This window comes from Ruminococcus sp. RTP21484sp1_RTP21281st1_A8_RTP21281_210402, from assembly GCF_040914025.1.
GTDB lineage: Bacteria > Bacillota > Clostridia > Lachnospirales > Lachnospiraceae > Blautia_A > Blautia_A faecis.
This window is the reverse complement of record NZ_JBCPGE010000029.1, coordinates 44216-57126: the sequence shown is the minus strand read 5'-3', so window position 1 is coordinate 57126 and position 12911 is coordinate 44216. Positions and strand designations below refer to the sequence as shown.

Below are 12911 nucleotides of genomic sequence, written 5' to 3'. Positions count from 1 at the left end.
AAATTTAAGGAACAGCATAAAAACTGTATTTGTAAGATGCATATGTCTTATAACTACGAGAAGCAGGAATGGAGCCTGCAATATAATCCGATGAGGTGCATGTGCGGACCAGGAGAGTATTGTATGCTGCGGGGCAGACCTCTTTCCAAAAAGACAGGGAATATATACTACGATTTAAAGGTATCTACAATCCGAAAAGATGATACCTTTTTTGCCGGGGAGCCTGTAGTGACGATCACAAGGGGAAAGAAATTTTTGCAAAGCAAGGTTTCGGTCGATATCTGTGAGGAAATTGTAAAAAGAAAACAGGAGGATATTTTTGATAAGGAATGGTGGAATGGCTATTCTATGCAGGCCTTGTACGATCCGGATTTGAAGGTGGAAATTCTGAATGTTAGAGTTGCTACGCGATTGACGCGAGATAAGGCACAGGATACTGAGGATAAAAAAGCCGGAATATACATTGGCTATGAAGCAGACTTTGCGAAAGCGAAGAAGAAGTGGAAACAGAAACGAAAAGAGAAACGCTTGGAGCAGACAAAAAGAAAGATTGTGCAAAAGGGCTGGGAGTCTCTGAATGATACAGAACAAAGATTTATGAAGAAGAGACTTTCTGCCGAACAGATTGAAGCTTTGCAACAGGAGTGGGTTACGGCAAATGAGCATAAGGATGAGGCTGAGCAGTTAACCCTGGATTTATAAAATAACTTCGGAAAGGACAAATTAGATGGAAAAACGAAAGCTTAAAAAAATGAAGGTATTGGAACCATCGGAGGAGATGGTTCTGGCGGCAGAAAGTGATATTCCAGCTATCGGAAATATGGCTTATGAGAGAATGGAATATCCAATTGGTTTGTTCATTCAGGCAGAAATGGACGAAAATATCTTAAAAATTGGTTTTTTTGTTACAGATATTTTGACTGCTGGCGGAAGAAGACCTTTATATACCCTGTTCATTGATAAGGAAAATGATTGCTTCATAGGATATGATTACCGGCTGAAGAAATGGACCAATAAAATGCTGGATAAAATTGAACTGCCTAAAGGGGTAAAGGGAGATCATACCTGGTGTGATCTAAACAGCCGCAGTCAAATATGGGAAACCCTGGGTGAGGAATATAAAAAAGATAATGTATGTTATGGCCTTTTTCATTTTGAAGAACAGGTACGGGAAAGGCAAAAGATACAGAAACATTTAAAACGAACAACCGCCTGGGACCAGGTTATGAAATACGTCAGGGAAACTCCGAAGGACTGGGAGAAATGGCTGAAAAGAGTGGGAATTACACAGAATTACATTTTTTATGAATACTCCCGGAAGAAAAATATCACAGGCTACTGTACATGGTGTGAAAAGAATGTGGTGGTGAATGGCGTAAAACACAACAGGACGGGAAAATGTCCTAACTGCAGGCATAAGATCCAATATAAGGCAGTGGGAAGACAGCGCATGGTAAAGTCAAAAGAAGAAACTGCATATCTTTTGCAGACATGCGGTGATAATTTTGTTATTCGTGAATTCAGGGCAGATGTGAAATATGACATGGTTGCTTATACAAAACCAGTTTATAACTGGAGAGAGCTGCGACGATATGTATTTGATAAAGACCTTAACGAAAAAAAATTTTACTGGGGTTATTATCATGGGACAGAAGAGAACAGATGGATCCATGGGTCATTGAATACATACAACCCTTATTGCTGGGGGAATTGGGGATATGAACCCCGCTATCCGGGGCATATCTACAAAAAGTCACTCCATGGAATAAAAAATAATCAGCTTAAAAGAAGCGGATTCCATGAGCTGGTCAGAAAAAGTGAAACAGTAGAGCCGGTAGCCTATTTTCATCGGTTAAAGCAATATCCTTATCTGGAGCAGCTGATAAAAGCCGGGCTGAATGAGCTTGCAAAGGAAATCATAGAAAACAATACTTCTGTTTTTTATAAGGAAGCAGATTCGCTTGGACATGCTCTTGGGATTGATAAGTTCCGCCTGAACCGCCTTCGCAATAATCATGGTGGAAAAGTATTTCTGCAATGGTTGACTTATGAAAAGGGATTTGAAAAAGTGATAAAAGATAACGTGATTGCCTGGTTCTCGAAATGGCAGATCTGTCCGGAAGACCTTTTGTTTGTACTGGATCGGATGAGCCCGGAACAGATAAAAAATTATTTGGAAAAACAGGCAAAAGAAAGCGAAAAAAAGCCAAAGGAGCTTATTGGTACCTGGCAAGACTATCTTGACATGGCGTTAAAGCTTGGTATGGACGTGAAGGATCCAATTATATACCGTGTGAGAAAACTGGAAAAACGGCATAACGAACTGGTTCAATTGATGATAGAGAAGAAAATGGATATAAAAGCCGAAGAGATTGCAGAAAAATTTCCTGGTATAGAAAACGTCTGTGAGAACCTGAGAAAATATGAATATAGCGATCATACTTTCCAAATTGTGGCACCGCGGAAAATCAAGGATATTCTGGAAGAAGGAGAAGAACTGCAGCACTGCATCATCGGAAAAGATACTTATTTTGCGCGTATGGTAAAACAGGAGTCTTATCTTTTGTTCCTGAGAAAAAAGAATGCACCCCAAAAGCCATATTATACATTGGAAGTGGAACCAGATGGGACAGTACGCCAGAAACGGACATATTTTAACAGGCAGAACCCGGATATTAAGCAGGCCGAGAAATTTTTATTGCGTTGGCAGAAACAGCTTTCGCGTAAACTAAATAAGGAAGATAAGATGCTTTCGATAAAAAGCCGTGATCTTCGAAAGAGAGAAATTGAGGATCTGCGGGAAAAGAAAGTAAAGGTGAACGGATTTGGCTTTACTGGAAAGCTGCTTGCGGATATTCTGGAAGAGGATTTGATGGAAAATGCAGCATAAACCAGAAAACAAAAGAAAGATGATAAAGATACTATGAAAAATGGAAATAATCAAGTTACCCTGACAGGGAGGATTGCAACGGAATTTAAGCTTTGTTATCAATATGGTAGTGAAAAATTCTATAAAATGGAAATCGTTGTAAAAAGGTTTCGCGAAAATGTGGATTGGATCCCAGTGGTGGTATCTGATTGGCTGGTGGATATAACACAGGATTATACGGAGCAATTTGTAGAGATCCATGGAGAGTTTCGCTCACATAATTGTCATGAAGAAATGCGCAATCGTTTGGAACTCTTTGCAATGAGGTACAGAAGAAAATGGTTTGTAAAGAATTAGAATGGTGGAATTAAAATACTACAGATATGAAACTATAGTGGAATTGACACAAAATTGTTGGATGGTATAATAAAAATGGCATTTGGCAGCAGATACTGCAGATATTTTATCTTGATGGAGATCAAGATGTTAAGAGCTTAATATAGTGTGATTAGTACACCCTAAAATCATAAGGATAATGGTTTTAGGGTGTTTTTTATATTACTTCTGCTAATGCCGTGAATAAAATAACGAAAGGGGGAATATTGCCTGTTTTGTGTCAATTTGGAATCAAGGAAAGGATCATGTTCAAATGCATAAACCGAAACGAAAATCGAAATATTGGGAACAATTTAGTTATGAATATGATGGTGTTACATATTCGGGAAAAAAGAATTGCTGCGAAAAACTTGGATTAAGATATTTGGGAGTATTGCAGCATGCACACGACTATAACTGTACGTTTGAGGAAGCTATAAGCCAGATGTTAGAGAATAAACAGAAAAAGGAGTTTGTTTTTCGTAATAGGAAATGGCTTAGCTTAGATACCTGTTGCGATTTTTATAAAATAAACAAATATAGCGTTCAGCAATTACAGTATCAATGCGGGTATACAGTTTAGGAAGCTCTTGAGCGCTCAATTAATCATACAAATCTTTTGCGCTTCAAGTATAAAGGCAAAAATTATGCATCATTTCGTGAGTGTTGTAAAGAGCTGGGAATACCTGAATGCACTGTGAGACGTTGTATGAGAGAAACAGGAAGATCAAAAACTGTAGCACTAAATTATTGTTTGAAAAAAGCTGAAAACAGGGACGGAAATCAAAAAGTATATAATCCTTCTCCTTTTTTTTACAAAGGAAAAAAATACGATTCATTTGTGAAGTGCTGTTGGAATTACAATTTAGAAGCAGACAAAGTACGCCAAAAATGTATTGCAGAGGATATTTCATTAGCTGAAGCTCTTAACTATTACCTCATACAGCATCCTGTAAGAAGAAAAAATGATTATGATAGCACCATTTGCCATAAGTCCATTGCAGAACAGTGCAGACAGTACGGAATAAAGTATTATGATGTTTACAATTATTCTTCAAGATATAATTGTTCAAAAGAGGAAGCCATCAAACACTGCTTGGAAGTTAAGCAAAAACTAGGAACAGATGTTATAGAATTTGATGGAGTAAAATATGCGGATCTGCATGAATGTTGTAGGATGTTGAAATTTCCATATAGACGAGTTTTGGCAAAAATTATGAACAGTGATTGCAGTGTGCAGGAAACGTTACAAAACCTAAAGCAAAAAAAAGAAAGGCTTTTTGGCACCGGAGATATTGAAAACATAACATTGGAAAATGGTAAATGCTATGAAAATATAAAGGAATTATGTTCTGATCTGCGAATCCGAGAAGGAACTCTTTATGGATATGCACTTCGCAATGAATGCTCGATTACGGAAGCTGCCGATTATTATGCCAAAAGAGAAGAAGTGTTTCAAAATGTGGCACTGAAAGTCGGTGATCAATTTTATAATGATCTTCGCCAGTGCTGTGAAGAACAGGGGATACGGTATAAGGATGTTTATAGAAGAATGGTAGAAAAAATGGTTTCTGCCGAAGAAGCTGTGGAATACTTTTTAAAAAGAAAGGATCGGAAAGCAAAAGAAAAGCAATTTAAAAGACAGACGAATTTTGAACCGGGAGTCCCTAAAAAAGTCGTTATAATGGGAAAAGAATATCCTTCTAAAACCAGTTGCTATGATGATTTAAAAATACAAAAAAAATTGGTACTTAAGCGCATGAGAGATACTAGCTGTTCTTTTGAAGAGGCTGTTATTGCTACTTATCAAGCGAGGATAGAAAAAGAATTCCATTTCCATGGAGAAGTGTACAAAAGCTTTGTGGCTTGCTGTAAAGCATATGGTGTAGCGCAAGAGTATATTGCAATAAAAGCCAAAAGAGAAGGCATAACAAGACAGGAAGCAATAGAAAAAATATTGGCATTACGGGAGAAAGGTACATTGTAGTAGTTGAATTTGATATGTGAAAGGAAATGTAGGTATGAGAAAAAAGAACGATACAAAGGAGGAAAATGGGAAACTTCTTCTTTCAGTAAAAGAAACCTGTGAATTAACTGGGTTATCTGAAAAAACAGTTCGTACTATAATGGCTGAAAATGATTTCTGCGTCCGAATTGGGCGCAGAACACTTGTACACAGAAAAAAATTCGAACACTGGTTGGAGGAACAGGACACTTGAATATTTTTTAAGAACGTGTTAATATTCTGATGTACTTGAAATCTGGCCTGGAAAGGATGAACACAGTATGGGAAAATCTTTGAAAGGCAAAGAATTAGGAAGTGGACTTTCGCAAAGGAAGGACGGACGTTATCAAGCCAAATATTATATACCAGGTTCCCCGAAACCCCAATATTTATATGATAGAAATTTGGCAAAACTAAAGAAAAAACGTGATCTTGAAAAAGCAAAATACATTCTGGGTTATAATGATAAAGCGAAAAAATATAAAGTTTCTGAATGGTTTGATGTATGGATGAAACTTTACAAAATTGGGCGAATTAAAGCAAATACGGTTCGTGGATATGTAGATGGATTTGAGCGGGGTGCAGATTTTATTGGCTCTGTGAGGCTTGATTGCCTCACACCCTCTCATATCTACAATATGGTTGAAGGAATGCAAAACGATGGCTATGCGGAATCATCAGTTGTCCATACTTTATCAATTGTAAAGCAATTACTTCAAAGTGCGGTAGATAATCAAATGATTCCAATGAATCCCTGTAAAGGGATTGCAATAGAAAAATCCGAAAAAGTAACAGTTGATCCAATATTGGAGGATGAAAGCAAAATACTTCAACCAGAGGAAATTAAAACATTTCTTGATGCAGCAAAAAACACGAGATATTATGAACTATTTTATATTATTTTGAATACTGGAATGCGTATTGGCGAAATTACAGCACTTTGCTGGTCTGATATTGATTTTGAATGTCATCGAATTCGTGTATATAAAACACTGAATAGAACGACGATTTATTTTGATGAAGGAAAAAATCGATTAGAAAAACCAGAGTCAGTTAAACAGATAACGACGCCTAAGAAAAAGGCAAGTTATCGTTGGATTCCTATGACAGAGGGTGTTGAATTGGCATTTCACTCTTGGGAGAAAAAGCAGATTGCGGATAAAGAAAAAAGCGGATCATCATGGGGAAAGGAAAATCCTTTCCTCAAAGATTTTCCGGATCTTGTATTCACAACACAACCAGGAGGGGTTTTTCTTCCTCAATATGCAAACGCGGAATGTTCACGTATTATAAGCATAATTGAAAAAAAAGAGATCGAATTAGCTGAAAAAGAAAATAGGGAACCTCGTCTTTATGAGGTATATCCCCATAAATTTCGGCATACGTTCGTCACCAAACTGAATGAGTCTAATATGTCTCCATTTACGGTGAGTAAGATTGTGGGACATACAAGCGTAAATATGACGAACTATTATACACATCTGGAACAGGATTATGTGGCAGATGAATTTAGAAAATTTGCTGCAAAATACGATGAGGGAAAAGTTCCGGCGGTGCCAGAAAAAGAATAAAGGAAAATTATGAAGAATACTACTGATAACATACAAAATACTAACCGGGGGTCAAATGGGGGTCAAACTACTATTTCAGGTGCTTCAAACCCGCATAAATTAAGGGATTCAGCGCAAACCATGAAACTGTCACCGATGATGCAGGAATACTGCAAAACAAAAGAAGAATACAAAGACTGCATCTTATTTTATCGTCTCGGGGATTTCTACGAGATGTTTTTTGATGATGCACTTCTGGTATCCAAGGAGCTGGAACTGACGCTCACCGGTAAAGACTGCGGTCTGGAAGAACGTGCTCCTATGTGTGGAATTCCCTTTCATGCAGCTGATACCTATATTAACCGTCTTATTGAACGGGGACATAAAGTTGCAATCTGCGAACAGGTAGAGGATCCGAAAAAAGCAAAAGGACTTGTAAAGCGTGCTGTTATCCGTGTGGTTACTCCCGGAACTACTTTAGATGCAACTTCTTTGGATGAGTCAAAGAACAATTATCTGATGTCAATTGTCTCCATAGCAGACCGCTTTGGTTGTGCAATAGCGGATATTACCACAGGTGACTGTTTCCTTACAGAAGTACCAAATAGCCAGAAACTGGTTGATGAGATCAACAAATTCAGTCCGGCTGAAATCATATGTAATGATTCCTTTTTTATGAGTGGGGTTGACACAGACGATTTGAAAGAACGTCTTGGAATTTGTATTTTTTCCCTGGATGCCTGGTATTTCGATGATGATACCTGCAGAAAAGAATTAAGGGAACATTTTCACGTAACCAATCTGGAAGGCCTTGGAATCAGCGATTATGACAGTGGAATCATAGCTGCCGGAGCGCTGTTTTTGTATCTTAAGGAAACGCAGAAGACTGCACTTTCTCAGATGACTACCATCCGTCCTTATACGGCAGAGCGTTATATGCTGATTGACAGCTCCAGCCGACGAAATCTGGAGTTGGTGGAGACCCTCCGTGAAAAGCAGAAAAGAGGTTCTCTTCTCTGGGTACTGGATAAGACTAAAACAGCCATGGGTGCCCGTACTCTTCGCTCCTTTGTGGAACAGCCACTGATCGATGCAGAAGAGATCAATCGCAGACTGGAAGCTCTTGAAGAGCTGAATGAGAAACCGATGCTCCGCGATGAGATCCGGGAATATCTCAATCCAGTGTATGACCTGGAGCGTCTGGTCAGCCGCATCAGCTTTAAGTCTGCAAATCCAAGAGATATGGTAGCATTTGCGTCCTCTCTGGAAATGATTCCTTATATTAAACAGGTTCTCAAGGACTTTCAGGCACCGATTCTGAAAGAAATCTACAAGGACATGGACAGTCTTGAAGATATTACAGATCTGATCAAGCACGCCATTGTAGATGAACCGCCCCTTGCCCAGAAGGATGGAGGCATTATTCGTGAAGGCTTTAACGAAGATGTGGATAAATTCCGCAGTGCCCGCACAGATGGAAAAAAATGGCTTACAGAGCTGGAAACAAAGGAACGTGAGCGTACCGGAATCAAATCCCTGAAGATCAAATATAACCGTGTATTCGGCTATGCCCTTGAGGTAACCAATACGTTTAAAGAACTGGTGCCGGAGAACTACATCCGTAAACAGACTCTTGCAAATGCAGAACGTTATATTACCGAGGAGTTGAAAAACCTTGAAAATATGATCCTTGGCGCTGAAGATAAACTTTATGCCCTGGAATACGAGCTGTTTTCCAATGTCCGTGATAAAGTTGGCCAGGAAGTGATAAGAATCCAGCGTACAGCCAAGGCAATTGCAGGTCTGGATGTGTTTGCATCCCTGGCGCTTGTTGCTGAGCGCAATCATTATGTACGTCCGAAGGTAAATGAAGGCGGAATTATAGATATCAAAGGTGGTCGTCATCCGGTTGTAGAGCAGATGATCGATAATGATATGTTCATTGCCAACGATACATACCTTGACAATACTAAAAAAAGAGTTTCCATTATTACAGGTCCAAATATGGCAGGTAAATCCACATACATGCGCCAGACTGCGTTGATCGTACTTATGGCACAGATTGGAAGCTTTGTTCCGGCAGATAAGGCTGTAATTGGAATTGTGGACAGAATCTTTACTCGTGTAGGTGCATCAGATGACCTTGCCAGCGGACAGAGTACTTTCATGGTGGAAATGACTGAGGTTGCCAATATCCTTCGAAATGCCACTGCCAAGAGCCTTCTGATCCTGGATGAGATTGGCCGTGGAACCAGTACCTTTGATGGTCTTGCCATTGCCTGGGCAGTGATTGAACATATCAGTAATACAAAGCTTTGTGGAGCCAAGACATTATTTGCCACACATTATCATGAACTGACTGAACTGGAAGGAAAACTATCTGGCGTTACCAACTACTGCATTGCAGTTAAGGAAAAAGGTGACGATATTGTTTTTCTCCGCAAGATTGTAAAAGGCGGCGCAGATAAGAGCTATGGAATTCAGGTCGCCAAGCTGGCAGGTGTTCCGGATTCTGTTATTAACCGTGCAAAAGAGCTGGTTGAGGAATTAAGCGATGCAGACATTACTGCTGCTGTAAAAGATCTGGCTTCACCGAAGAAGAAGCCGAAGGTAGAAATGGATATGGCGCAGATGTCATTATTTGACACTGTACAGGACAATGACATTATTGAAGAATTAAAAGGCATTGACATTGGAAATCTGACTCCCATGGAAGCCTTAAATACGTTATACAATCTTCAGAATAAGATAAAGAACAGATGGTAACTGACTGTTGACTTTCATATATGGTGTTGTCACCGCAGGCGACATGTCCGTATTGTGAACCGAAGCGGTCAACCTGCTTTTATATGGAGAGAAAAACTTGAGAAAAATAGCAGTTTTAGATAAACATACCATTGATAAAATTGCAGCAGGAGAAGTGGTGGAACGCCCTTCTTCTGTTGTGAAGGAGCTTGTAGAGAATGCAATTGACGCAGGTGCTACAGCTGTAACTGTGGAAATCACAGACGGAGGAAAGAAGCTGATCCGTATTACCGACAACGGTGGCGGAATCGAAGCATCTCAGGTACCAACAGCATTCTTAAGTCATGCCACTAGCAAAATTGAAAAAGTAGAAGACCTGGAAAACATAGCCTCACTGGGATTTCGTGGTGAGGCTTTGTCCAGTATTGCCGCTGTTTCCCAGGTGGAGCTGATTACCAAAACACCTTCCGCGATCAGTGGTGTGCGTTATGTGATTGAGGGCGGCGTGGAACAAAGCATGGAAGAAATGGGAGCTCCGGATGGAACTACATTCCTGGTTCGGAATCTTTTTTACAATACACCGGCCCGAAGCAAGTTCCTGAAATCTGATTCTTCAGAAGCAAATTATATTGGAACTATGATGGAACAGCTTGCTCTTTCCCATCCGGAAATATCTTTCAAATATATTCAGAACAAACAGGTGAAGCTGCACACCTCCGGCAACTATAATGTAAAAGATGTGATTTATAATGTATACGGCAGGGATATGGCGAAAGCACTTCTGGAAGTCTCCTACGAAAATGATTTTATGAAAATTGAGGGATACGCCGGCAAACCTGAAGTTTCCAGAGGAAACCGAAGCTTTGAGAATTACTATGTAAATGGCAGATTTGTGAAAAACAATATTATTACGAAGGCCATTGAGGATGCATATAAGGGCTTTGTCATGCAGCATAAATTTCCTTTTGTGTCATTGCAGATCCAGATGACAGGAAATGATCTGGATGTAAATGTTCATCCCCGGAAACTGGAGGTTCGTTTTGCAAGAGGGGCGGAGGTGTATGATGCCATTTACGAGGCTGTTCACAATGCACTTCTTCACAGAGAACTGATACCGGTTGTTCCAGTGGGGAAAGAGGAGCGGGAATCAAAGGTGGCAGCAGTAAGCCGCGGAGCAGTTCCGGAGCCATTTGAGAAAAGTCGCAGGACGGAGCTTCATTGTGAAGGTGCTGCTGAAAAAGCTGGTCGAAGCAGCGCAGGGAATAATGAAAGCTGCTATTCACAGGCTGCTGAAAAAACAGTTCTAACTGGAAAAACAGCTCTAACTGAAAAAACAGCTCCAACTGGAAAAATAAATTCATCTGGAAGCCTTGTAAACAGCTCTGGCTGTCAGGCCAGCAGTGTGCTTCGTGAGCAGGCAATTTATCAGGCGAAGCCATTTAGCAAGGAAGAGGAAGCTCTTTTTGCAGGAACTTTAAAAGAGGCTGCGGAGGCAGATAAAAGAGCGGATGAAAAAGCAGAAGAAAAAGCGGATAAAAGTGCAGATGAAAAAGCGGCAGAAGATAACATATCGGTTGAGAGAATGAATGAAGCCGATAATCAGGCAGAGACTGCTGTATCCGTAAACTATGAGATACCAGATAAATCTGAGCCTGGACAGAGTGATCCAGGTACAGAATATCCATCCGTTGGGGGAAAGCAGCTTGAGCTTTTTCAGGAGAAACTTCTGGCACCAGAATCCCGAAACCGCCATAAGCTGATTGGCCAGTTGTTTGACACCTACTGGCTGGTGGAATTTGAAAACCAGTTTTACATTATCGACCAGCATGCAGCTCACGAAAAGGTAAATTATGAGCGCTTTGTAAAACGTTTTAAAGAACAGTCCATTGAATCGCAATATCTGAATCCTCCGCTTGTGGTGACCTTGAACATGGATGAACAGGCGAAATTAAAAGCCAACGAAGAATATTTCAGGAAATACGGTTTTGAGATTGAACCCTTTGGTGGAAGGGAATACTGTATCAGTGCAGTTCCGACAAATTTGTACGGATTCCATGAAGAAGAACTCTTTCTGGAAATGCTTGACAATCTGGGAGGAGAAGGTGCAAAGGATGCTTTTGACCTTTTCACAGCAAGACTTGCCACAATGGCATGCAAATCTGCTGTCAAAGGAAATCATCAGATGTCTGCTCTGGAGGCAGATAAGCTGATCGACGAGCTTCTTACTCTGGACAATCCATATAATTGTCCTCATGGCCGTCCCACTATCATTGCGATGACAAAGACAGAAATTGAAAAGAAATTTAAGCGAATTGTATAAACAGGAGAGATTATGAAAAAACCTCTTATTGTCCTTACCGGTCCTACTGCAGTTGGAAAAACCAGGCTGTCTATTTCTCTGGCAAAAGCCATTGGCGGCGAGATCATATCTGCAGATTCCATGCAGGTTTATAAATATATGGATATTGGCTCTGCGAAGATCATGCCAGAAGAAATGCAGGGAGTTCCCCATTACCTGGTGGATGAGCTGACGCCAGAGGATGAATTTCACATTGTGCGTTTTCAACAGATGGCAAAGGATGCCATGGAAAAGATTTACACCAGGGGACATATTCCCATTCTGGTGGGGGGAACCGGCTTTTATATTCAGGCGGTGACCAGAGATATTGATTTTACCCAGGCTGAGCAGGACGATGGATACCGGGCCGATCTGGAGGCGATTGTCCAGGAAAAAGGTGCTGCATATCTTCATCAGATGCTGGCAGAGGTGGATCTCAAAAGCGCCGAAGTGATCCACGAAAACAACACGAAGCGTGTAATCCGCGCACTGGAATTTTATCATCAGAACCATAGCCCTATTTCCGCACACAATGAGGAGCAGCAGGAACGAACCAGCCCCTATAATCTGGCATACTTTGTGCTGAATGCACCACGGGAGCTTTTATATAAACGCATTGATAAGCGGGTGGATGAAATGATGACCAGCGGTCTTGTGGCAGAAGTCCAGAAGCTGAAGGACATGGGCTATCACAGAGGTATGGTTTCCATGCAGGGTCTTGGATATAAAGAAATCCTGGCCTATCTGGATGGAGAAATGCCGCTGGAAGAGGCTGTGCGGATCTTGAAGCGCGACACCCGGCACTTTGCCAAACGCCAGCTCACCTGGTTCCACAGAGAACCGGAAACAGTGTGGGTGAATAAAGATGAGTTCGGGTATGACGAGAATAAAATGCTGGAATATATGCTGAGCGTTTGCCATGAAAAAGGAATAACTGGAGAGTAGTTATTTCGATAATCAGATTTTCCACAGGGGGTAATCGCCCGCTTTGAAAACAAAAAAATGGAGGAATACCGTCAGACAGACGGA

Annotated in this window: 9 protein-coding genes; all 9 read left to right on the top strand. The window is 40.6% G+C overall.

The window, feature by feature from the left end:
* A partial coding sequence (locus tag AB5170_RS14275; RefSeq protein WP_368365080.1) for a hypothetical protein occupies nucleotides 1-702 on the top strand: 702 nt, incomplete at its 5' end.
* 25 nt (nucleotides 703-727) lie between these two features.
* Nucleotides 728-2890, top strand: coding sequence for a PcfJ domain-containing protein (locus AB5170_RS14270; protein WP_148463001.1), 2163 nt, complete (start codon nucleotides 728-730; stop codon nucleotides 2888-2890).
* Nucleotides 2891-2923: 33 nt separating this feature from the next.
* Entirely contained in the window at nucleotides 2924-3226 is a 303-nt protein-coding gene (locus AB5170_RS14265; RefSeq protein WP_148463002.1) for a hypothetical protein, read from the top strand.
* A gap of 727 nt (nucleotides 3227-3953) precedes the next feature.
* Complete coding sequence (locus tag AB5170_RS14260; RefSeq protein ID WP_368361802.1) at nucleotides 3954-5231, top strand: hypothetical protein; 1278 nt, start codon at nucleotides 3954-3956, stop codon at nucleotides 5229-5231.
* A 34-nt stretch (nucleotides 5232-5265) separates the two neighbouring features.
* The gene (locus AB5170_RS14255; protein WP_118580248.1) at nucleotides 5266-5463 is read left to right on the top strand and encodes a helix-turn-helix domain-containing protein; all 198 of its coding nucleotides are present in this window, start codon (nucleotides 5266-5268) and stop codon (nucleotides 5461-5463) included.
* A gap of 67 nt (nucleotides 5464-5530) precedes the next feature.
* Entirely contained in the window at nucleotides 5531-6820 is a 1290-nt protein-coding gene (locus AB5170_RS14250) for a tyrosine-type recombinase/integrase (protein WP_368361801.1), read from the top strand.
* Nucleotides 6821-6940: 120 nt separating this feature from the next.
* Nucleotides 6941-9565 (top strand): DNA mismatch repair protein MutS, encoded by a 2625-nt coding sequence (gene mutS, locus AB5170_RS14245; protein ID WP_244095590.1) that lies wholly within the window; start codon nucleotides 6941-6943, stop codon nucleotides 9563-9565.
* A gap of 97 nt (nucleotides 9566-9662) precedes the next feature.
* Nucleotides 9663-11864 carry a DNA mismatch repair endonuclease MutL gene (gene mutL, locus AB5170_RS14240; protein WP_173717113.1) on the top strand — a complete coding sequence of 734 codons (2202 nt, stop codon included), beginning with the start codon at nucleotides 9663-9665 and terminating at the stop codon, nucleotides 11862-11864.
* Nucleotides 11865-11876: 12 nt separating this feature from the next.
* The gene (gene miaA, locus AB5170_RS14235) at nucleotides 11877-12827 is read left to right on the top strand and encodes a tRNA (adenosine(37)-N6)-dimethylallyltransferase MiaA (RefSeq protein ID WP_173717114.1); all 951 of its coding nucleotides are present in this window, start codon (nucleotides 11877-11879) and stop codon (nucleotides 12825-12827) included.
* Nucleotides 12828-12911: the final 84 nt, after the last annotated feature.